Source organism: Bradyrhizobium sp. CCBAU 53415 (assembly GCF_028128735.1).
Taxonomy (GTDB): domain Bacteria; phylum Pseudomonadota; class Alphaproteobacteria; order Rhizobiales; family Xanthobacteraceae; genus Bradyrhizobium.
Genome location: NZ_LBJF01000016.1, coordinates 99,324 through 121,171, shown reverse-complemented (window position 1 = coordinate 121,171; position 21,848 = coordinate 99,324). Strand labels below are relative to the sequence as shown.

Below are 21,848 nucleotides of genomic sequence, written 5' to 3'. Positions count from 1 at the left end.
TACCACTAGCTGCGAGCATGGTTGGATGCAACGCCGACCGAGACGTCGTGCCAAAGCAGAAGCTGCCAACGCTGCCAGTCCCTTAATGGCCGCAGGACGCAATCTGTCAACCACCGGACCGCATCAAGAACGGATCCACGGAGATAGCTAATCGGTCCGCAAGCTGCATTTCAACCCGTGAACGGCTTCTTCATGTGCAAGTAATCCGGATTAAACTCACCAAGCCGTTGGAGCTCGCGCCAGTTCAGAACGATCAACTCGCCCTCGCGGAAATCCATGCTGCCGGATGAACGCAATTGTTGAAGAGAGCGGTTGATCGATGCGATTGCCATGGCAAGCGTCTCTCCAAGCTGGGGCAACGTCAATGGGATCGAGCACCTGTTTCCCTTGTTGAGCTGGGAGAGGCGTGCCCGATAGAATACTTCGCAGAACAAGTGCGCCATTCGGGTCGGCCTTGGTCTCGCGCTGTTGTTCGTGATTGCTTCCCGGAAGATCGCGGCGTCCAGCAGAGTTTCTCTCCAGATGGCGATACCCAGCGAGGGGCGTCGTTCGAACGCACCCAATATTTGTTTGTGCGGTATGAAGGCCACGCGCGCAGGACCAATTGAGCAAAGCGCATGGTCCATTCTTTCGATGAACAATCCCTGTGCATCGGGCAGATCGCCCGACATGTGAAAGGACAAGTATTGTCGACGGCCGCCTTTCAGGAGGTGATAGCGGCCGACCATTCCCGACACCACCAGAACCGCGTGCTTCGGATGGTCTCCCTGACGAATAAAGTCCTCATCGGGCGAGAGCTCTTTGGTCATCAACGAGAAATTGCAGATCTCCGCAATATCGTCACTCCGGAGCCGGGAGTGCTCTTTCAAGTTCCGTATTAGTGTCTCATGGGAAGGGTCCATAGCTTTCCAGATTATCTTCGAGACCCGTATCACCTGGTACGACCGTGCGCTCCTCGCCGGTTAAACTCCAAATGTCTCTCGAAGTTTCAATGGTTGAGCCGTCAACCAGGAGGGTCATCTACGGGGATGAGGTCGCCAGTTGCGCTCCCCCAGCATTAAGACAGGGAGCAGCACCTTGGCCATCAACTCGCTCATTTCCGCGAATATCAACTTGACCCCAGAGCAGCGGCACGTTCTTGAACTCGCCTTCAACCGCACGCTACGCAAGCTTAACCTGGTGGATCGCAACGATCCGATTTGCGAGATAGTCGCCCGCAAAGTCATTGAGATTGAAGCTACCGGCGTTACCAACGCGGTCGCGATCTCCGAGATCGCCTTTAGGCAGCTTCACCCTTCATAATCGGGCCCGCTCTGGGGCACAAGCAGTGATACTCTGGACGTCAGAAGAGTTCCGGTCGGCCCTCAGGAGCCGACATTCGCCTTATGAGTACACGTCCTAACACTACTTTGGCAGATTTTCGCTTTTACCGCGTTTTTTAGGATTCCCGAATCGGTTTTTCAATGATTCATGGGTGGTCGGCTCTCGGAGGGCTGACCATGGCGGAGTGGGAAGACGAACTCGAACGCTGGCTGAAGCCGTTCCTGGATCGGTTGGGTCATAGGACCCGGCGGCGGATGTGTCCATTGTACGTTGCGGGATTGATCGGTCCCGGCGACCGCAAAAGCGTTCAGCCAATGGCGGAGCGCCTTGCCGCGGGCAACTACGATCAGTTGCACCATTTCATTGCCGACGGTGTCTGGGACGCGACTCCGCTGGAATCTGAACTGTTAAATCAGGCCGACCGGCTTGTCGGCGGCATGACGCGGTGCTCGTTATTGACGACACGGCAATGCCGAAGAAGGGCGAACGCTCGGTTGGCGTCGCGCCTCAATATGCGTCCTCTCTTGGCAAAACGGCAAATTGCCAAACGCTGGTGTCGCTGACCCTTGCGCGCGGCGAAGTGCCGGTAATGGTCGCGCTGCGTCTCTTTCTGCCCGAAAGCTGGACGAGCAATGTGTCTCGTTTGAAGCGTGCTCGCGTGCCGATCGAACACCGAACGGCACGATCCAAGCCGGAAATTGCTTTGGCCGAGGTTGACCGAGCGATGGCAGCCAACGTGCGCTTTGGATGCGTGCTGGCGGATGCAGGATACGGGCTTAGCGCACCGTTTCGACAAGGGCTAACAGAACGCGGCCTGGCCTGGGCCGTCGGCATCCCTCGGCATCTCAAGGTGTATCCGGTTGATGTACAGCTCATTTGGCCGATTACCAAAGTCCGCGGGAAGCCACGAAAGCACCACGTACCAGATGTCTTATCGATTGCGGCAGAACAAATGCTGGCCAGCGCCAAATGGAAAACCGTGAGTTGGCGCAGCGGAACAAAAGGTCGTCTGACAGCCCGATTTGCTGCTGTCCGTGTCCGCACCGCCGACGGCCCTCCGCAGCGGATTTGGGATAAAGGTCAGCAGCATCTCCCGGGCGACGAAGCTTGGCTGATTGGCGAGCAACGTGCCTCAGGGGAGAAGAAATACTATCTCGCCAACCTCCCAGCGGCGACGGATCTGCGCACACTGGCCGCCACCATCAAGGCGCGATGGATTTGTGAGCAGGCGCATCAGCAGTTGAAGGAGGAGCTTGGACTTGATCACTTCGAAGGGCGATCATGGCAAGGTCTTCATCGCCACGCCCTGATGACCATGATTGCCTACGCCTTCCTGCAACATCGTCGCCTCGCACACGCGGGGCGGAAAAAAAAGAATCAACGGGCCTCCGCCTCAGCCAACCATGCCCGCCGTACGTCACGCCATCGTCGATCTCATTCTTCGACCGCCGTCTCAGCACTGCCCATATTGCCGGAAACAAATCCCTGAAAAACAGCGGCCCAAATACAATCTGCCAAAGTAGTGCTAACTAAATCGTCAGTCTCCAATCTCCCCCTTGTAAGGATTGTCTTCGCTGGCGATTCGGTAATTCTCCAAATCGCCGCCCAGGAACAAGCGCTCGGTCTCGGCGGTTGGCGTTCTGCCCAGTGAGCACATCAAATCCACGTCCGCATCGATGTTGTCCTGATCCTCCACATTCATTCCAAGGCCAATACTGCTCAGTACGTCGTCGGGCGTCCAGATCGCGGACTTCGGTACGGCGTAGGTGTGCAGCGTGTTCGCATTGTTGGCGATCGCTCTCGCCCAGTGGTCACGCGAAATGGTGAGTTTTGAAGGGTCTTCGACCAATGACACGAATGGAGAAGCCGTCTTACCGCGCATATGCCATCCAGCCTGGCGCGCTCGGTCCAAGGGATATCGCTCCAAAGGATCTCCAATGGAAGAATGATCCCGCGCCGTGTTACGGACATGTGATATTGCACATGTGCTGGCTTCAGCGCGCGGTTTGCAATCGCTGTCCTGGTTCTGCAAACGATGCAGCTTGAGATATGCCGATCCCGCTACATTGTCGAAAATCCGGTCCCGGTCGACACTGTCGTCTCCCGCTGGCGCCCATCGTGCTGATTGCCGTTCGGCCAGTGCTATTTCGTTCTTGAGCGCTTCAAGCGTGGCGCCCGTTAGCGTTGCGGCAAGCTGGGCGCGCGCGCTGACAAATGATGCGGCTGGATAGTGACTGATTTCCGGCACCGCCTCATTCGGCGCACTGGATGACTCAGCAGGATCCGGTGTTTGGTGAACCGAATGCAGGCCATGTAGCTGGTCCTCAAATTCTACTTGGTCGGCCGACAGCCGCACCGGTGAGCCGGCTTGTTCTAACTGGTGCGGCTGCGACAGCGCATCGTGACCGTCAGCTGAGGCCCCTGCGGCATTCCGTGGATCGATGTTCATCCGTTTCCCCTCGCAAAGTAAGTTGTTGGTGTCCCTTTCTATGCAAAGACAGCTTTCGAGAAGCTGACGGGGGCGGAAAGGATGCTGTTTGTTTTAGATGGGGATTGGCGGATCTAATGAGCCGAGCTCAGCCGGACCCAAGCCGCAAGTTGGCGCTGCATTGCGCCATCTAAAAGTGTATTTCGAGGGAGTCTTAAGCTCAGCTGCCTTGACTGCACGGACTTGTTACTGCGACGCAAGGTTCGTGCCAGCCTAAGTCCGGACCTGTCGTTCAGGCGGCAGTATCGGCGCCGTTATAGCTTCTAATGGCTCTGCTCGATGAATCATTTCGCACGATGACGCTCGCGAGGAGGCGGCTTCAGCAAACCTGACCTACGATGTTGTGACGTCGGAATAGCCATCACAGCCACTTGCGTCTGATTGTGACTGATTGTCTTTGTTCGAAGTGCGACGGCGTTTGATGTCTGTAATCCGCCAAGCGGCTTGCGACAACCGGTCTTGTGACGCTGCGCTTACGCGACCTGTGGTTCCTATAGAGGAAGAAGAGCATATGAACTTAACTGGCAGAACCCTGTTGATCCTGTTGTACGTTCTTTCTGCGACAACCGTGAGCACGGTGGCTAGAGCCGATGAGACCTCGCCGAAATACGCCGAGGTGCTCAATGCCCTGCAGACGGGCAAGAACGTGAAACTCATGTTGGATATGAACCGCTGTACCACCACCGAGGGCGGCAAGCCCGGGCCTGCGACCCAGGCCGGGTTGGTCATCAATGCCTTCAGGGTGACCGCCCAGAACGGTATCAGCTTTGCCAATGCGCACCAAACGGTGGATAGCTCTGGACATGCCGTGACCGAATACATTCGTCACAGCCTCAGCCGCGAAGGCAAGCTTACCGTACGGGCCTCGAAGCTTGTCGTCGGGACCACCGAACTCGTGAACCAGGGCGAATTCGTCTGCGAAGTGCCTGATGGTGCCAGATTCATCTGGTAGACGAAAAGCACCCCGGGAATGCGCGTTGGCCTTGATCCTCTAAGGGGGTGGACGACATCGCAAGCCATCACGCGATAGTCTCGATAGTGACGACGGCCAGATCGTTTCTGGCCGTCTTTTCGTCGGGGATGGCCAGGTTGCACAAGCTTGCGTCCAGTTCGCTCGCTGCACCCCTGAGGGGCTGGCGATGCGCATGGGATCGTATAAATGGCCCCGGTATGCTCGTATGGCCAGGAGCCAGGTCCTCACAGTCAATCACAGCGCAGATAGACGTCGACAAGGTATCTTCGCATTTTCATCTGCGCCTCCTGTGAGGACATATTGTTCCAACTCATTCAATCTGCTGGCCGCGATGACTAGGATTGATCCTCAGCCAAGCCAGCGTGTGGGCAACGCGCCTCGTATTTTATAACCAGATTTCCCGGAGCTTGTCGCCTGAAACGGCGTCCCGCCGATGTGGGCCTAACAGGGTGGCCCGGGAGCAGCCATCGCTATCAGAGCCCGGTGGCTCGCTGACTTGCCACACAGTCCCTGACCTACTTTGAGATCCTACACTATGACGCTGCGTACGATTCAATCGCGTTGGAGGCTATATATATGACGAGCTTGGAAGTCCTTGTCTCGTTGCGAACGCCGGTAGCTATAATTTTGAAGGATGTGCTGCGTGACGACATTGGTCGTCGTGTTCCTGCGATAGTCTAGCAACAGCAAGTGGAGTAGCGTTCACTTTCCAGCGGTCTCCGTTTGCAGGCGCAGGCCAGTCCACTCACCGTATTGCAGGCAAGTTACGCTTTCAGGTTTTCCTCGGTGTATCACTGGCGCCGCGGTCCCCCGGCTAATTCACTACCACTTCCATTCCTGACCATGAAGTCTCGTCACCACCTCCTCGAAGTTGACACTCCTTAACGTGCACGCAGAGATCCGGGCAACTGCTCCGTTCTGCGACCTACATAGTCGCCCAGCAAATGCTGGCCGAGCCCTCGAGCATCGCGAATCTCGAGAGTTTCATCGCATTATTAGATGGTTTCCGAGCGCAAGCTTGTCGGCTGCTCTTATTTGCCAAAGTCGGCACGTAAACTGCTGATCAACACTGTCGCGCCGAATGTCTGATGTGTTCTCGAACGCATCAATTCATGGTCGCTCGGTTTCGAGCTCGTCCTGCAAATTGAAGCCGGTGCGATCGTACGCATCGGTGTTATCCGTGAGCCTGATCGGCGTCCAGCCTCTTGAACGAACAGGATAGAGACATCGCGAGAGAAGAGGATGCCAACTGAGGCGAGTAGAATGGAATACTCAACTATTGCGTTTGGATGCGTTCAACCTCTACACATCCTTTCGTGACTGGCCCTCGCGTCGGCGGCGGGAGTCCAGGCGTTCGTGATTGCGAAGAGGCGTTCAAAACGCCTTAGAGAAAGTGGCGGGCATCTTGATGAGCTGTGGAGAACCAATATGAAGGCGCCCGCTTTGAAACAGCTCAGCGTTGGAATCGAGTTGGACGCACCTGGGCGCCACTGGCCATGTGTCGTGGTAGAAAGCCTTCTGCGCCTCGTCCGCTGCGAGAGGGTGTCAAGAGGTTGCCAGGGCGTGTTTGGTGATATCCCTCTCACACCAATGAGCGGCTTATTATTAGCCTCCTCAATATGGCTGTTCGCGGGCATCTAGGGCGGACCTTCGAGAAAGCGCAGACTGGTCGCCGAGACCGCTGGCGAAGGTCCGATTGTCAAGACGTATCGAGCGGCTAAGAGGCCGCTGCATTCGGGGGTGTGATGTCTTCGGTCGACCCTATGCTCCATATCGGCTTAAATCTCCATGGTGCTGGCGGTCACTCTGCCGCGTGGCGCTGGCCGGGCACAAATCCAAGCGCGTTTTTCGATATCGAGCACTACGTCCGGGCTGCGAAGCTTGCGGAGCACGGTCTGCTGGATGCCGTATTTCTCGCCGATACCCCCGCGATAAGTGCCGACATTACGCACCAGCCGCCGCTCAATGGGCTCGAACCTACGCTGGTTCTCGCTGTGATTGCCCGCGAAACGAAGCGGATTGGGCTGATCGCCACCGCATCGACGACCTACAATGAGCCATACAATCTCGCCCGGCGTTTTCAATCGCTCGATGTCATCAGCGGTGGCCGCGCCGCCTGGAACGCGGTCACCACGTCGAGCTCCGCGACGGTGGCGAACTTTGGCGGTCAAGAGCTCGCACGAGCGGATCGCTACAGACGCGCCGAGGACTTTGTTGAAACCGTCCGTGCTCTCTGGCTGAGCTGGGGCGGCGAGATGATCATCGCCGACCAGGCTGCGGGAGTTTACGCAGATCAGAGTCAATTCCGGCTGCTCGACCCTGATATGAATAGTTTTGGCATCCGAGGCCCGCTTACACATCCCGCTTCGCCTCAAGGTCAGCCAGTCATCGTGCAAGCGGGCGGTTCGGATCCCGGATTACGGCTTGGCGCGCGCAGTGCAGATGTCGTGTTTGCGGCAGCCGGGGACTTGACAACTGCGCTGCAGGAGGCCGAGCGCCTGCGTGCTCTCTCTCGTCAATTCGGCCGTCCTGCGGCTCCGCTCATCCTCCCAGGTCTTGTCACCTGCATCGGTGGAACAGAAGAAGAGGCGGCTCGTCGCAAAGGGCAATTGGACGAGTTGCTCGATCTGGAGCGCGCCATCGCCGCTCTTGCACGAAGCATGGGCCTGGAAGTCGAGAAGCTCAGCCTCGAAAGCCCCATCCCTGAAGAGATTTTGCCCCATGCGGATAACGTTCCGTTTTCTGTCGGTCACCATCGCACGATCGAAACTCTGGCGCGTCAAGGCCGGACCGTTCGCGAGATCATCAGCAGCGTTCAAGCTTTTGGCCACCGCTTGCTCGTGGGCGCGCCCGAGCAGATCGCTGATTCGATTGAGGCCTGGTTTCGCGCTGGCGCGGTCGATGGTTTCAACATCATTCCGGACGTGCTGGCCGACGGCACTGCGGCCTTTGTCGACCATGTCGTGCCCCTCCTCCAGAAGCGCGGTCTGTTTCGCACAGAATATCGGGGGGAGACATTGCGCGAGCATTTGGGGATTCCCCTCCACATCGAACCGGCAAAAAGGGCGGGTACGTCGGCGGTCTGACGCTGCATTCTCCCGTCTGCATTCATTGCCCTGGAGCTTGGATATGTCTGTATCGAATACGCAATCATCGAGGCGTTTCACCCGCCAGTCGAACCATCGCGGAAGAAAAGTGGCGGCTAGCCTGTTCGTGCTCCAAAGCCTGGCACAGTTCGCGCCCAGCGGCCATGCCCAAGAGGCGCCGGCCGGCAACGTCAAGCGGGGCGGCGTTATTCGTTACGGGCATTTTCAAGAGCCGGCGTGCCTGTTCGGAGGTTGGGTGCAGCAATGGTATCTGCAACGCCAGTACAGCGATAATCTGGTTGCCCGCAGCGAGGATGGCAAGATTGTGCCATGGCTGGCCGAGTCATGGACAATCTCCGACGACAAAAAAGTATACACGTTCGAGATAAAGCCGAACGTGAAGTTCACGGATGGGACTCCTCTCGATGCGCAGGCCGTCGCTGATAATATCAACGGATGGCTCAGCAACGACCCTGATCTTCGTAATCCGACTGCCGCTCCTTATCTTAGTGATAGCTTCGAATCGGCAAGGGCAATCGCTCCTCTGAGGTTGCAGGTAACCTTGAAAGCGCCGTTCCAACCCTTGCTGAACGTGTTCGCCCAATCCTCACAAGGCATTCTCTCACCATCCGCGCTCAAACGTGGACTTGCCGTGAATTGCGAGAACCCTGTCGGCTCAGGTCCATTCATTGTCGACAAGTGGCGCCATGGACGGGAAGTCACCTTCCGCCGCAATCCCGAGTACAATTCGGCGCCGGCCACCGCGAAACATCAAGGGCCGGCTTACGTTGACGGGATCAGCTGGAAGTTTCTGCCAGATCAGACTGTCCGATACGGCTCGCTGATCACGGGGGAGACCGATGCTATTTACGATGTCCCGGCTATCGCATGGAAGGACGCCAATTCCCGCTTTCCAGTATTGCGGCACCTAACCGGCGGCACCCCTCTGCGCCTGGCGTTGTATACGGCCCGGCCCCCATTTGACGACGTGCTTGTCCGCAAGGCCTTTGCCTATTCTACTGACCGGAAGGCCGCGGTCGACACATCCTTCCTCGGCTCTTTGCCATTTGAAGGCAACGGTGCGCTAAGTCAGAGCTCGCCGGAATACCTGCGTGAGCTCGGGCAGTCCTATGCGTACGATATTCGGAAAGCCAATCAGCTGCTTGATCAGGCGGGTTGGACTGAGCGTAACCCTAACGGCGTTCGTGTCAAGAACGGCAATCCGCTCATCGTGCGCATTTCCTATTCGTACGCTTTTCTGAAGCCCGATGGCGAGCAAGCCTTACAAGTCATTCAGCAGCAGGCAAGGGCGGCCGGTTTTGACGTACGTCTTCAACCCACCAATCCGGCTGATTTCTTCGCCGGAAAAAACCTCGGGCCCAACGATTATGAGATCGTGCTTCTTTATTGGGTTGCACCCGGCGCTGAGATATTCCGAATTTCGTGGAAGCCGGACCAGAAAGGCGAGCCCAATCGCTTCAATCCATCGCGCTTCCAAGATCCGGCACTTTGGGAGCTGATCCAAAAGGCAGAGCAGGATTTCAATAGCGCTGAACGTACGGGCCTCTATCAGCAGGCGGAACGGAAGATCGTGGATGAGGCTCCTGTGATTGGCCTTACGGTGCTGGATGTGACATTGGCCACCACCCCGCGCCTGAAAGACGTGTGGCTGGACCACGGATCAGTGGGCGAGCCCGTCTTCTATGATGCTCATTTCGACGAGAAGAAATGACACCGTGAAGGTCGTATCCCACAATCCGCTTGTTTGGTTCGCGCGCCGTATTTTATCCGGTGTGGCCGTCGTGTGGGCTGCAGCAACGTTTACGTTCCTAGTTCAGTGTTTGATGCCCGGCGATCGCGCGCAGATCGTCATCAATGTGAGGAGTGGCGACGTCGGGCCGGCACCTGCGGCCGAGCTCGCAACCATCAATGCGAAATATGGCTTTGATCAACCGCTCGCCGTTCAATACGGCAGATACATATTGCGAATCCTGCACGGAGATCTTGGTGAATCATACCAGCAGCATCGATCCGTCACGGCGATCATCGCAGAACAGATTGGCCCCACCATTGTTTTGGCGATCGCCGCGCTGCTGATGGCTTGGGTTATTGCGATCTTGACCACCCTGTTGATCGCCGGCAGAGACAACATATGGTCGAAGCTGCTCAGCGGCGCGCAAATCTTCCTGGCAACCGCGCCGCCTTATTGGCTAGCTACAATTCTGCTCGTCGTCTTCGCGGTAAACTTGCGCATTTTTCCAGTTGTCGGAGAAAGCTCGCCGATGGGGCTCGTTCTCCCAACACTTGCTCTGGCTCTCGAACTGTCCGGCTTTTTCGGACAAGTCGTTCTAAACGAGTTCACGCGCGTGCTCGAGCAGCCCTTCGTTACGTCCGCGCGGACCCGAGGTATGAGTGATTTCGGCGTCAGGCTTCACCATGTCCTGCGCCATGCTGCATTGCCCGCCGTAACCTTATCAGGCTGGGCGCTCGGCAAGCTTCTTTCGGGGGCGATTTTGATCGAGATCGTTTTCGCCCGTCAAGGGCTGGGTGGAGTTCTTGTTGCCGCAACGTCCTCGCGAGACGTTCCGATTGTCTCGGGAGCTGTTTTGATCTCTGCGGGCCTATTCGTCACTGTTAGTGTGATTGTCGATCTAACTTATCGGATGCTCGACCCGAGAATTAAGTTGACATGAGCATGCTCGCAGAAGTCACCGTGTCTCGGCCACTCAGAGAACTCCTGGCATTCGTCCGCCATGTTCCCGTCCGAGTTGCTGCCTCGCTTATTATCATTGGTTTGTTTGCCCTCGCGGCCATGATGCCAAAAGTGCTACAGACGCACGACCCGTTTGCTATTGATTTGAGATCGTCGTTGCAGTCGCCTTCGATCGCCCATTGGTTGGGGACAGATCAATTGGGCCGGGATCTTTACTCCCGATTACTCGAGGGGGCAGGCCAATCGCTTGCCATCGGACTTGGCGCGACCGCGCTGAGCATGTCCATTGCACTCGTTCTCGGCGTCGCCGCCGCACTTTCTGGTGGCGTATTCGACAGCATCCTCAGCCGGATTGTCGACGTGCTCTTCGCAATCCCCACGCTGTTGCTCGCCCTTGTGTTCGTGACCGTCTTTGGGCCGTCGGTATTGACTGAAGTCATAGCTGTCGGAATCGGCACAGCGCCAGGCTATGCGCGCATGATCAGGGGCCAGATGCTTTCCATCAAAGGGACAGGATACGTGGAGGCCGCCAAGGCGCTGGGCCATCCATTTCCCCGTATCGTCTGGAGGCATATTCTTCCCAACGCCATGAACCCGCTGACAGCAATGATGACGATCGGCGTGGGTCAGGCCATTATCTGGGCCTCCGGCCTTGCCTTTCTAGGTCTTGGCGTCGCTCCGCCGGCCCCTGAATGGGGCGCGCTGCTCAATGCCGGGCGGAATTATGTGATCTACGCCTGGTGGCTGGAGATCATACCCGGTCTGGCCGTGACGGCATTTGCCCTCAGCGTCACCATCGTCGGGCGCCATATACAGGACCGTCTGGAAGGGAAAAGCTGAATGTCGCAGGTTCGTCCCAAGCCTGTCTCGCAGCAGGCAGACCTCCTCACGGTCGATTCGCTGCGTGTTTCCTTCGGGCGCGACATCGCGGAGAAAGCGGTTGTGCGCAGTGTGTCCTTCTCCCTCCGACCGGGACGGTGCCTTGCGATCGTCGGTGAGTCTGGCTCGGGCAAGAGCGTAACTGCCCGGGCTCTCGTAGGCCTCGCTGGTCGCCACGCCGATGTTCATGCACGCCAGCTGAGCTTCGACGGGACGGACCTGATCGGCCTTAACGATCGTGGCTGGCGGCGCATCCGCGGCAACGAGATTGGCTTTGTATTACAGGATGCACTCGTCTCGCTTGACCCGCTTCGCCGGATCGGCAAAGAGATTGGTGAAGGCTTGCTCCTCCATGGTGCGGTATCCTCACGCGAGGAGCTCGCGCAGCGTGTCATTGCTCTCCTTGAGCTCGTCGGTGTCCCTGAGCCCGAGACCAAAGCCCAGCAACTGCCGCATCAATTATCCGGCGGCCAGCGTCAACGGGCTCTCATCGCTGCAGCACTTGCGCTCGATCCACGCATCCTTATCGCCGACGAGCCGACTACCGCTCTCGACGTGACGGCGCAAGCTCATGTGCTGGCACTGCTCGAGGAGACCAAAACGCGGGGCAAGGCTCTGATCCTGGTCAGTCACGATCTGGCAGTGGTCTCCCGCGTGGCGGATGAGATCCTCGTCATGCATCGAGGCGAGGTTGTCGAGCGCGGCACCGCCGCCCAGATATTTAACGATCCGCGACACCCCTATACTCGTCAGCTGCTGGACGCCGTGCCATCAGGCCGGCCGCGCGGCTCACGACTGTCACCATCGACTGTTGTGCGTTCGCCTAGCCGGCAAACGCAGCCACCCGTGCAATCGCTGCCGAAATCTCGTCCCATCCTGCTCGAAGCGACAAGTCTGGTGAAGCGCTTCAAGGGCCCGGATGGCACTTTACGGGCGGCTGTGGACGGCGTCTCCTTCGAACTGCGATCCGGCGAGACTTTGGGCATCGTCGGTGAATCTGGATCAGGAAAGTCAACGATGGCGCGCATGATCCTGGCGCTCGACGAGCCTGACGAGGGAGACGTTCAGTTTTCAGGCCGGCCTTGGACCACGCTCGCTGAACGCGAACGCCGGGCTCGGCGGCGGTCGATATCGATCATTTACCAGGATCCTCTTGGCTCGTTTGATCCACGTTGGACGGTCGGACGCATCATATCCGACAGCCTTTCGAGCGACGTTGAGACACGGCGCAAGCGGCAGGAGCGCGTTATCGAGCTGCTCGATATGGTCGGACTCTCCCAGGCCTTGCTGGACCGACGGCCGCTCGAACTCTCGGGCGGTCAGCGCCAGCGCGTTGCGATCGCCCGCGCGATCGCACCAAATCCTGCCGTAATCGTCTGCGATGAACCGGTTTCGGCGCTCGACGTCTCGATCCAGGCCCAGGTCTTGGACCTGCTCGGCTATTTGAAGGACCACCTCGGCATAAGTTATCTCTTCATCTCGCATGATCTCAGTGTTGTTCGTCATATCAGCGATCGCGTCATAGTTATGCGCCGGGGGAGAATCGTCGATAGTGGCGCCACTGAAGAGATATTTCGTAATCCACTGTCTGAATATACCAAGAGCCTTATCGCCGCCATGCCGCGTCTTGTGCGCGACCAAGAGATAAGTCAATCAGCTACGATCCTCGAAGAAGGCATCGCATGAATGCCTTCGAATTCGACTTGCTTTATCATAAAATTGTCGATCTCCGATCTCGGGGGCATTCTGGGGGCACCGGATCGACGGCGAATAAGTCCATTTCGTTCGAGGTGACAATCATCTGGTGGACCGAAGGCGGGCTGACGCAGAAGTGGCGCTGCATGTCGGTTTCGGCAAGTGGGCGTCCGAACATGTTCGAGTAGGTATAGGTGAAAGCCAGGTAGTGGCCCTGCTTCTCGGTAAAGCGCGCGCCCTGATTTTGACTCATCGAACCGGACCAAGCGCCCGCCGGCCGGAGGCGCGGGAGGCTGACCGCGCTGCCGGCCGACGGGATAGTCAAGCTCTCTGATCATGACGGCTAATGGGGCGCGACCGTACGCCGCCGGCTTGCCGAGAATGACCTCAGCCGTGGCGCAGGGATATGTGGTGCATTCTCCATGTCGATGGCGAATGCGTCGCCCGCATGAAAGATGTACTTGATCTCTATGCTGAAGCCGCCTGATTCCGAGCGACCGCTGCTCTGCTTCGACGAAACCCCCGTCCAGCTCATCGGCGAGGTGCGTCAACCGATTCCGCCCGAACCGGAAAGGCGCGAGCGCTACAAACCCTCGTATAGCTCGTTCCCTCTTTCTTTATACCGATCACCCGCCTCCATATAATTGAACATTGGTGGCCAGCCAGCTATCGGAGCGTAGCCTCTAGATGGCAACTACCTCCACGATGATCGGTCGGATCGATCTTGATGGAGCAAGCTGCAGCAGCGAATGATTGAACGAAATTTAACCGGATCGACTGCGCTTGGTGCGCCACAGGCGAACGATCGCGATCTAGCTTTGGATTTCGCCAAAGGAGTGCTGATCATTTTGGTGATCGTCGGTCACCTCATCCAGTATATCCTCTACCGAGATGAAGGCTTCTGGGATTTGCCATGCTTCAAATGGATCTACATGTTCCACATGCCTCTCTTTATGGCGATAAGTGGATACCTTGCTTGCCGTGCGCTGTTGCGAAAGTCGTTGGCGCAAGCTGTCGGCGATCGGGCGATGCAGCTCTTGCTGCCCATGCTGTTTTGGTGCGCTCTCCTGGAGACAGCAAAGTTGGCTGTGCTTCCCCGCGCGCCTGACGCATCGGGCGACATTTTGCCATTTCTATCCGATGTCGCCGGCGCGTACTGGTTCATCTGGGCAGCGTTCGTTTGTTTTCTTCTCGTTAAAATTCTTTCGATCTTCGATAATTACTCGCCCTGGATCTTGTTCGTGTCAGTCGTAGTGGTCGCGCTTGCGCCCCTGACATTCTCCATATTTCCTCTTATAAAGTATACTTACCCGTTTTTCTGCCTGGGCTTCTCATTTGCCCAGTCGAGAGACCGCTGGACGAGCATAACACGTCGTTACAAGCTGCTCTTGATCGCGTCTCTCTGCATAGCGGCACTGGTGTGTTTTCTAGCCTGGCAGAAGGAAACGTACGTCTACAACAATCTCGCCCTGGTTCAAGATATGTTGTCGGCGAAGAACGTGCTTCTGATGCTTTTTGGCTCTGCGGCAGCCTCAGCGATCATGATTGAGCTCTTCTTGCAATGCTGGAGATTTGGCCGCTCAAATCGAATGGTCCGCTTTATCGCCATGGAAATTGGACAGAGCACGCTGGTGCTGTACTTGATTCAGGGTACGGTATTTCGCCTCATGGATTCGATACAGTACGCAGAGCACTCGGATCTCACAACCAGGTGGGCCGCGGCGGGAATTCTAGGGGGAGCGATTGTTCTCGTCACGCTGATGCTGCGCCGAACCGTGCGCGACATTCCCTATCTGTCTCAGCTCATTCTAGGAGCTTCACCCCGCGCCCTTCGTCCAGCGGGTCAGCCCGCGCACAAGTAGAGCTTAGCCCAAATCCGGTCAGAAGGCCACTAGGTGTCCTTGGCTCCCTTCTGATGAGGCCGGCTCGTTCCAATGTCAGCACCATTTGGTGAACCGAAGGCGGGCTGACGCGGGAATATTCCTGCATGTCGGTTTCCGCCAGGGGTCTGCGGTGCAGCCGCGTATAAAGGTGGAGGAAGGCGAGGTACTGCCCCTGTTTAGGCGTGAAGGTTTTTGCCGAAGGACTCACGTCGGCCATCCGATTCAGTTGTTCGTGCCTGCCTCTCAGGGAGGTAAGCATGAACGTACGCTATCGGGTCGAACTCAGCCAAGTCGAGCGCGACGAACTCAGGGCGCTGCCCAGCGGCAGCAAGCATGCGTCTCGCAAGCTCAAGCGCGCCCAGATTTTGCTGGCTGCCGATGCGGGGGCAGGCGACGAGGAGATCGCCAGGAGCGTCGGCGCAAGCGGCTCGACCGTGTACCGGACCAAGCGCCGTTTCATGGAGGGCAATCTGGAACGGGCGCCGAGTGCGGAGCCGCGACCCGGGGCGGACCGCAAGCTCACGGGCAAGCAAGAAGCCCTACTGGTGGCAACCGGTCGTTCAGGACAATCTATCGACCCACTCAGCCGGCGCCCTGTATCAGACGTTCCCGCCCGCTGAAGCACGGCGTATCCGGCGGCGGATCGAGTTCCACTACACCCCCCAAGCACGCAAGCTGGCTCAATATGGTCGAGATCGAGATCGGCGTCTTGCGGGGACAGTGCCTCGACGCAGGATCGAGGACCCAAAGCGGCTGCGCCACGAAATCTCCGCCTGGGAACGGCACAGAAACGCAGCACGCGCTCGCATCAAATGGATGTTCACAACAGAAAAGGCTCGCGCTAAAGGGACGCGCCTACCCAATACTGCCAAAGAGTCATAATCTCCGTGCAGAGGTACTAGTCGAGTTTGAACACTCGCTGACCGTGATGTCGGCGATCCGCGCGTGTCGAATTTCAAGGCATCGATTGCGTGCCCGCAAGGACTTCCGGCTCTCGCTATCCTGCAAACGAGCTCGGAATTGTCGCTTTTACGATAACCCTGCGATCATGGTGCGGTCCCCGACAACGAGACCGTGTTTGTCAGGTTCAAAACATTCGGCGTCAATATCGATTTCATGACGCCTATTCAGCCCTTAATTGCGACTGACGCGCCTGGCACGGTCATTGCTATCGAAAAGGAGGTAACGCCGAGTGAGGGCTGAGTGCAGCCTTAGATGAACGATCACTTTTCCGCCGCAAGCCGTGGGTCCATTCTGAAAACGGATGCAAGACTTTGAGGTTTTCGCATTCGGTATGGAGAGCGATGGTGGATTTGCCGATAAGAGCCGACGAGACAAGTTGCAACTTCTGGACATCGGCACTGTCAAACGACCGTTGCGTTGTCCGCGTTGCCGGGCTCGGTGGGCAATCGCAGCGAACGGCAGTGGGGGCCCATGACTAGAATTCGGCTGACGTGCTCAAGTCTGCCGGATGCGCAGGCCACCGACACAATAGGTTGCTTCATCGACGCATCGTGTTGCCATTTCGCCGACGAGTTCGCCACAAATCGCATATCGTACCTCAAAGGCCGAGCAAAAAGAGGTCAATAACAGGCACCCTCGTAATCCGGGCAATACGGAATCGTCGACATGTCGCAAACGATCGGCGCTGATAGCGAGTGCACCGCGAATGACGGAGCAGAGCACGGGTCAGAGTCGAAAAGCAACATTTCATCAGATGGCGAGTTTGTTCGGTACTGGAGCCGAGCTGCCGATCGGCTGCGTGCGGTGGCTGCTGTCGGGAGGCGAACCGAGGAGGCGATCAGAAGGACTGGAATTGGTTTGCAGCTATCCTCCGAGAACTTTAACGGTCACGACCTGTCAGATTTCCCGTTGCGGCGCTGTACCCTCAATCGTGCGCAGCTCTACGGAGCAAAGTTGGATCGGGCAGACCTTTCTGAGGCGAACCTTATCTGTCCAGGGCTAGAGAGGGCAAGTTTCCGCGGGGCCAAGCTCGATTTTGCGTATATGCACGCGATTGCAGCGCAGGTCTGCAATTTCGATGATGCCAGTCTTCGCAGTGTAATTGATGCAACGGGCAGTCTGTTTCACGGTTGCAGCATGAAAAGGACACGCTTTGACAACGCGATGCTCAGCGGGCTTCTCGTTTACCAGTGCGACGCGAGTGATGCTGTATTTGATGGCGCGGAATTACAGGGCTCGACCATCAATGAATGCTTCCTTCCTTCCGCTTCCTTCCGCTTTGCCAAGCTGAGCCAAGTCACGATCACGAAGGCGCATCTGGCGGCTTGCTCGTTCTTCCAGTCAAAGGGGGACTGTTTATCGATCGTGCGTCCCACCTCGGTCGACGGTCTTGCCCTAGAAGGCGCTCATCTTCCGTATCTGAGACTCTCAAAGGTGAGCGGCCGCATTACGGCGAGAGCCCTGAGTGCTCCATTCGCTGATGTTCACCTGTCAAACCTTTCAAGTGCGGAGCTTGAGCAGGCAGACTTGACCGAGGCACGGCTTCTGTCCGTAAGCTTGTCCGACGCGAACCTCGTCGGTGCTGTGTTGAACGGTGCATCTATTCATTCCTGTCAGCTCGATGGAGCGGACCTGTCTCGGGCATCAGGCGAAAGCATTTCGATAACAGAGAGCACAATGCGAGCCGCCAAATTCACGGGCTTTCGTGGTCGCTGTGCCTTCGTGCGCGACTGCGATCTTGAACATGCAGACCTATCCCAGGCTTATCTCTACAGGTCGATGATGACCGGTGACCCCCCGCAATCAATGGCATTGGATCACGCAAATCTCGAAGGATCCAATCTCGTTCAGGCATATCTCGCCGCAGGAATGACCGACAGCAACCTGGAGGCAACGCGCGTCGCATACGTTCGCATGAACCAATCGTCCTTGCGGGACGCGAACCTGAGTGGGATATCGCCGTTCCAGGCCAGCTTCGTAAAGGTCGACTTTTCGGGTGCTAAGATAACCACATTCGAGCCACCGTTTTTTGCCGACCGATGTCCGGGACTGCAGTCCGCTTTGAAGGGTGATCAGCCGCGCGAGCCATCGAGCTATCTGGCTGAATTCTCATCGTTGATCAGAAGTGGCCGAGAAGGGTCAACCTGACTGCTTTGGAAAGCGCAAAATAGAAGGGACTACAATGTCCGTGAGCTTAGAGCAGGTTGGTGCGGTGGTCCGAGCTGTGAGCGGGCGTTAAAGCTCTTTGGGGCTCGTTGGCGTGCGCGGCCAATACGACACCCAGGGCCGACCTTCTGCGATCCGGCCGATCAAACCACTCTTTCGGCGTGCAAAAAAACCGGAGTAAGAAAATGCATCTGGGATGTCTTTCCGCAGGCAAAGCGTTCATCCGGGAGGTAGCGAGAACAGGGCAGACTATTGGGACGGTACACACCCTAGGCGCCCTGCATCTTGGGCATGCAGAACTGATCAGAAGAGCGGCGTCGGAGAATGACGTCGCAATTGTCACAGTCTACCCGAACAAGACCCAGCTTAGACCAGGTGGGAGCTACGAGTTCGATTTGGACGCTGATATTGGACTTGCCCTACGTGCCGGAGCAACTGCCGTGATTTCCTCGAACGACACCGAAATGTTCCCGCCTGGCTATCGAACGTTCGTGTCGCAAGGCGACTATCATTTGCGTTTAGATGGGCCTGAGGCGTACTTGAAGGAAGCCGTTACCGGGGCAATCCGCTGGATTTGTTATGCGCGACCAACTCGCAGCTACTTCGGCCTCAAGGATATCGGCCAGGCGATCTTGGTGAAGCGCGCGGTCGCAGACCTCCTTCTCGATTGCGAGATACGGTTTGTGCCGACCGTGAGATACAAGAATGGAGTGCCCATCTCGTCGCGCTTGCGGCGGTTTACCCGCTCCGAGCTTGATGAGCTGTCGTGTCTCTTCAAGGCACTCAACCATTCGAGGAAAGAGATCGCCCAAGGAGCATCGAGCGTTAAGGATCTTGTCGCCTCGGCTACATCTCAAATAACGTTCCGACAGTTTAAACTCGATTTTGTTCGTATTGTTGGCACTGATAGCTTCGAAGACCTGGAGCAGGTCCGGCTCCCTTTCATAATTGTTGCAGCGGCAACGGCTCATGGTCTCAGGGTCTTCGATAGTATCTACGTTCCGGATCGGGATACACTCCTGAATGGTCCTGCCGATGTCTGGATCGATCTGCCTGAAAAGTCGTAGCCAGACGATTATGCATATCGTGATTTTGACAAGACTAGCCGTTCCGGTCGTGCCTGAACGCAGCGGCTACCTTATGACTGTGCATTAGGCTTTACGCTGCCTCCAGCGCACAGCCATGGTCCAACCAGCGGTGAAGCTCTCACGATCCACTGAGTAGATCGACTTGAAAAGTCAATCCGATCCGTACTGCCGGATATGGTAGGGTCGGCTAGCCGCACTTTGAGATAGTCTGCTCAAGTGGCCCGTCGCAGCCAAATGCCACGGCAGCTCGAAACGGTGGATCGCGACCTTTGGATCCGTAAGCTCTCGAGAGCAACATCTGCGGAAGACGATCATGAAAAGGCGATTGGAAGATTATGGAGCTGACGACGGGTGTGTTATCCCGCTAAGCAAGCTGGATGTAAGCGAGGCCAAGCGCTTTCAGGACGACAGCATATGGGGTTGCTTCGAGCGGTTGCGAAGGGAAGATCCCGTTCACTACTGTCAAGACAGCCCTCATGGTCCATATTGGTCCCTGACGAAGTACCGGGATATCGTAGCGGTAGACACAAACCACAAAGCATTCTCGTCAGCGCAAGGTGTCACTATTGTCGACGTGCCTGACAAGAACTGGACCCAGAGTTTCATCAAGATGGGGCCTCCCCAGCACGCCGAGCAGCGCAATACCGTCAGTCCGATAGTCGGACCGGAAAACCTGACGAAGCTCGAAAGCTTGATCCGCTCTCGCGTCAGGGCGATTCTAGACAGTTTGCCGCGCAATGATGTCTTCAATTGGGTGGACATGGTGTCCATAGAGTTGACGACGCAAATGCTCGCCACGCTGTTCGACTTTCCATTTGAGGATCGGCGACTCCTGACCTATTGGTCAGACGTAGCTGTTGCAGCTCCGAAGGCAGGCCACGCAATCGACAGCTGGGACAAGCGAAGCACAATCTTGTCCGAGTGCCTGGACTATTTCACCGGACTTTGGAACGAGCGCATCAATGCCGAGCCGCGCCTAGACCTGATTTCCTTGATGGCGCACTCGCCCGCCACACGCCATATGGGGCCGAGCGAGTTTCTCGGGAATCTGATTCTGCTGATCGTTGGGGGGAATGACACCACGCGCAACTCGATTACCGGCGGCCTCCTGTTCATGAGTCAGTACCCCTCCGAACTGCGAAAGCTAACCGACAATCCCAAGCTGATCTCGAGCGCCGTGTCCGAGATTATTCGATACCAGACGCCGATCGCACATATGCGCCGCACCGCTGCGATCGATAGCATCGTAGGCGGGAAACAGATCAGGAAGGGCGACAAGGTCGTCATGTGGTACATCTCCGGTAACCGGGACAAAGAGATCATTGAGAACGCCGACAGTTTCGTCATCGACCGCAAGAATGTGCGGCAGCATCTCTCGTTCGGATTCGGCATCCATCGCTGTCTTGGTCGACATCTTGCGCAACTGCAGTTGAGAGTCCTCTGGGAAGAGATTTTGGATGCGGGGCTGGAGGTTAAGGTTGTCGGCGAACCCGAGCGAATTGCGTCCAACTTCGTGCACGGCTATTCCGCTCTCCCCGTGCGGATTGCAGCCTAGGCCCCGATCGCTCCGGTCCGGAAGCCGGCACTCGGTCGGATTCGGCTCGTCCTGAACCATCTTCGCTTCTGCAAGCAGCGAAGATGATTTGATCGACGCGAAACAATCGCTGCATGTCGGGATCTCGTCATCAACCGGGCAGATGTTTGGAGTCCGCGTGAGGAGCGATAGTGTAGCGCGCGGAGGACTTGGAAGCGCCTGGCAGGCTGAAAAGGCAACCGCCACGGTAACTCCGATGCTGCGTCTCCGGGCTGCCTTGGATGGCCGGCACCGTAGAGGCCGATGAATTTGATATTGAAGATTGTAGCAGTGGCAGCGATTTTCCTTGGAGAAGCGCTTTCGATAATCGCCGAGCTGATTGCCTCACGGCGATTTGGGAAGGCCGGCGGTGATCTGGCAATGCTGTTGCCGATGTTTTTCCTGATATCCTTCGGTGGCATGCTCCTCGTTTTCGGATACGCGCTGGGCTACATGCATCTGAAGAATATATGGATCATTGTCGCGATATCGGTGGGAGCTATTCTGGTAGTGGAACCGATACTCACCCTTCTGCTCTTTAGAGACGTGCCGACAGCCGGTTCGTTGATCGGGCTGATGTTCGGCGCGATTGGTACGCTCGCTGCCATCTTTCTATGAAGTTGATCCGACGGCCAGGGTGGGGCTCGGCTTTGGCGAGATGTAGTTTACGTCAATTCTGCTCGGACAGGGCAAAATGTTTGTTCATGATGGTCTTCAGCGTCTCGTCACAATCCGTGTACTGGTGGCTTGGTAAGTTCTTTGGTCGAAGTCTCTTTACCGGAGAGCGGGACGCCTGTTGCGACCGCAGGTCTGCCAATCGACATAGCCTGGCCATTTCTGCTTGACCACAATTCACCGGTAAGAGGCGAGCGCTCTCCTGGCTGCTCTCCAGCGTCTGGGATGACATGGCCCAGTCCACGTGCACAGAGCCACGAGATTGAGGTGGGACGACCTCGCCCCCAAAGGCACGTCGGCCCCGGTGATATCTCAGCTGATCATACTTGGAACCGATGCGGTT

16 protein-coding genes and 3 pseudogenes are annotated in these 21,848 nt (G+C 57.0%); 16 read left to right on the top strand and 3 right to left on the bottom strand.

Annotation, left to right across the window (positions count from 1 at the left end):
* Nucleotides 1–170: 170 nt before the first annotated feature.
* Nucleotides 171–902 (bottom strand): Crp/Fnr family transcriptional regulator, encoded by a 732-nt coding sequence (locus XH87_RS09665; protein ID WP_271587089.1) that lies wholly within the window; start codon nt 900–902, stop codon nt 171–173.
* 175 nt (nt 903–1,077) lie between these two features.
* On the opposite strand from XH87_RS09665, the gene XH87_RS09660 reads away from it, so the two are divergent.
* Nucleotides 1,078–1,302: a hypothetical protein gene (locus XH87_RS09660; RefSeq protein ID WP_271587088.1), complete on the top strand. Its 225-nt coding sequence runs from the start codon at nt 1,078–1,080 to the stop codon at nt 1,300–1,302.
* 161 nt (nt 1,303–1,463) lie between these two features.
* Nucleotides 1,464–2,812, top strand: a pseudogene (locus tag XH87_RS09655) (IS701 family transposase).
* Nucleotides 2,813–2,860: 48 nt separating this feature from the next.
* Here the strand turns inward: XH87_RS09655 and XH87_RS09650 are convergent.
* On the bottom strand, nt 2,861–3,772 hold the full coding sequence (locus XH87_RS09650; protein ID WP_271587087.1) for a hypothetical protein: 912 nt from the start codon (nt 3,770–3,772) through the stop codon (nt 2,861–2,863).
* 550 nt (nt 3,773–4,322) lie between these two features.
* Between XH87_RS09650 and XH87_RS09645 the strand changes: the two genes are divergently transcribed.
* The 9 genes and pseudogenes from XH87_RS09645 (at nt 4,323) to nolL (ending at nt 15,019) form a co-directional block, all read left to right on the top strand.
* Nucleotides 4,323–4,763 (top strand): VirK family protein, encoded by a 441-nt coding sequence (locus XH87_RS09645; protein WP_271587086.1) that lies wholly within the window; start codon nt 4,323–4,325, stop codon nt 4,761–4,763.
* A 1,766-nt stretch (nt 4,764–6,529) separates the two neighbouring features.
* On the top strand, nt 6,530–7,870 hold the full coding sequence (locus XH87_RS09640; RefSeq protein ID WP_271587085.1) for an NtaA/DmoA family FMN-dependent monooxygenase: 1,341 nt from the start codon (nt 6,530–6,532) through the stop codon (nt 7,868–7,870).
* 43 nt (nt 7,871–7,913) lie between these two features.
* Nucleotides 7,914–9,602 carry an ABC transporter substrate-binding protein gene (locus tag XH87_RS09635; RefSeq protein ID WP_271587084.1) on the top strand — a complete coding sequence of 563 codons (1,689 nt, stop codon included), beginning with the start codon at nt 7,914–7,916 and terminating at the stop codon, nt 9,600–9,602.
* A gap of 4 nt (nt 9,603–9,606) precedes the next feature.
* Entirely contained in the window at nt 9,607–10,563 is a 957-nt protein-coding gene (locus tag XH87_RS09630) for an ABC transporter permease (RefSeq protein WP_271587083.1), read from the top strand.
* Nucleotides 10,560–11,423, top strand: coding sequence for an ABC transporter permease (locus tag XH87_RS09625; RefSeq protein ID WP_271587082.1), 864 nt, complete (start codon nt 10,560–10,562; stop codon nt 11,421–11,423). Before XH87_RS09630 ends, XH87_RS09625 begins: the two co-directional genes overlap by 4 nt.
* The gene (locus tag XH87_RS09620) at nt 11,424–13,148 is read left to right on the top strand and encodes a dipeptide ABC transporter ATP-binding protein (RefSeq protein WP_271587081.1); all 1,725 of its coding nucleotides are present in this window, start codon (nt 11,424–11,426) and stop codon (nt 13,146–13,148) included.
* Entirely contained in the window at nt 13,145–13,345 is a 201-nt protein-coding gene (locus XH87_RS09615) for a hypothetical protein (RefSeq protein ID WP_271587105.1), read from the top strand. Before XH87_RS09620 ends, XH87_RS09615 begins: the two co-directional genes overlap by 4 nt.
* A gap of 81 nt (nt 13,346–13,426) precedes the next feature.
* Nucleotides 13,427–13,756, top strand: a pseudogene (locus XH87_RS09610) (IS630 family transposase); the annotation flags it as partial.
* A 150-nt stretch (nt 13,757–13,906) separates the two neighbouring features.
* Complete coding sequence (gene nolL / locus XH87_RS09605) at nt 13,907–15,019, top strand: nodulation factor fucose acetyltransferase NolL (RefSeq protein WP_271587080.1); 1,113 nt, start codon at nt 13,907–13,909, stop codon at nt 15,017–15,019.
* On the opposite strand, the gene XH87_RS09600 is transcribed toward nolL, so the two are convergent.
* Nucleotides 14,961–15,257: a LexA family protein gene (locus XH87_RS09600; RefSeq protein ID WP_271587079.1), complete on the bottom strand. Its 297-nt coding sequence runs from the start codon at nt 15,255–15,257 to the stop codon at nt 14,961–14,963. The two genes, nolL and XH87_RS09600, sit on opposite strands and share 59 nt — an antisense overlap.
* A gap of 40 nt (nt 15,258–15,297) precedes the next feature.
* On the opposite strand from XH87_RS09600, the pseudogene XH87_RS09595 reads away from it, so the two are divergent.
* The 5 genes and pseudogenes from XH87_RS09595 to XH87_RS09575 all read left to right on the top strand — a co-directional run bounded on the left by XH87_RS09595 (nt 15,298) and on the right by XH87_RS09575 (nt 21,448).
* A pseudogene (locus XH87_RS09595) lies at nt 15,298–15,922 on the top strand (transposase).
* 747 nt (nt 15,923–16,669) lie between these two features.
* Entirely contained in the window at nt 16,670–18,151 is a 1,482-nt protein-coding gene (locus tag XH87_RS09590) for a pentapeptide repeat-containing protein (protein WP_271587078.1), read from the top strand.
* A gap of 203 nt (nt 18,152–18,354) precedes the next feature.
* On the top strand, nt 18,355–19,236 hold the full coding sequence (locus tag XH87_RS09585) for a pantoate--beta-alanine ligase (protein WP_271587077.1): 882 nt from the start codon (nt 18,355–18,357) through the stop codon (nt 19,234–19,236).
* Between the two features lie 334 nt (nt 19,237–19,570).
* Entirely contained in the window at nt 19,571–20,812 is a 1,242-nt protein-coding gene (locus tag XH87_RS09580) for a cytochrome P450 (protein ID WP_271587076.1), read from the top strand.
* Between the two features lie 282 nt (nt 20,813–21,094).
* Nucleotides 21,095–21,448, top strand: coding sequence for a hypothetical protein (locus XH87_RS09575; RefSeq protein ID WP_271587075.1), 354 nt, complete (start codon nt 21,095–21,097; stop codon nt 21,446–21,448).
* The last annotated feature ends 400 nt before the right edge of the window (nt 21,449–21,848 follow it).

Excerpts from the sequence above, each read along its gene's own strand:
- XH87_RS09665 (WP_271587089.1), bottom strand. The coding sequence starts at position 902 with ATGGACCCTTCCCATGAGACACTAATACGGAACTTGAAAGAGCACTCC.
- XH87_RS09650 (WP_271587087.1), bottom strand. The coding sequence starts at position 3,772 with ATGAACATCGATCCACGGAATGCCGCAGGGGCCTCAGCTGACGGTCAC.
- XH87_RS09645 (WP_271587086.1), top strand. The coding sequence starts at position 4,323 with ATGAACTTAACTGGCAGAACCCTGTTGATCCTGTTGTACGTTCTTTCT.
- XH87_RS09640 (WP_271587085.1), top strand. The coding sequence starts at position 6,530 with ATGTCTTCGGTCGACCCTATGCTCCATATCGGCTTAAATCTCCATGGT.
- XH87_RS09635 (WP_271587084.1), top strand. The coding sequence starts at position 7,914 with ATGTCTGTATCGAATACGCAATCATCGAGGCGTTTCACCCGCCAGTCG.
- XH87_RS09625 (WP_271587082.1), top strand. The coding sequence starts at position 10,560 with ATGAGCATGCTCGCAGAAGTCACCGTGTCTCGGCCACTCAGAGAACTC.
- XH87_RS09620 (WP_271587081.1), top strand. The coding sequence starts at position 11,424 with ATGTCGCAGGTTCGTCCCAAGCCTGTCTCGCAGCAGGCAGACCTCCTC.
- XH87_RS09615 (WP_271587105.1), top strand. The coding sequence starts at position 13,145 with ATGAATGCCTTCGAATTCGACTTGCTTTATCATAAAATTGTCGATCTC.
- nolL (WP_271587080.1), top strand. The coding sequence starts at position 13,907 with ATGATTGAACGAAATTTAACCGGATCGACTGCGCTTGGTGCGCCACAG.
- XH87_RS09600 (WP_271587079.1), bottom strand. The coding sequence starts at position 15,257 with ATGGCCGACGTGAGTCCTTCGGCAAAAACCTTCACGCCTAAACAGGGG.
- XH87_RS09590 (WP_271587078.1), top strand. The coding sequence starts at position 16,670 with ATGTCGCAAACGATCGGCGCTGATAGCGAGTGCACCGCGAATGACGGA.
- XH87_RS09585 (WP_271587077.1), top strand. The coding sequence starts at position 18,355 with ATGCATCTGGGATGTCTTTCCGCAGGCAAAGCGTTCATCCGGGAGGTA.
- XH87_RS09580 (WP_271587076.1), top strand. The coding sequence starts at position 19,571 with ATGAAAAGGCGATTGGAAGATTATGGAGCTGACGACGGGTGTGTTATC.
- XH87_RS09575 (WP_271587075.1), top strand. The coding sequence starts at position 21,095 with ATGAATTTGATATTGAAGATTGTAGCAGTGGCAGCGATTTTCCTTGGA.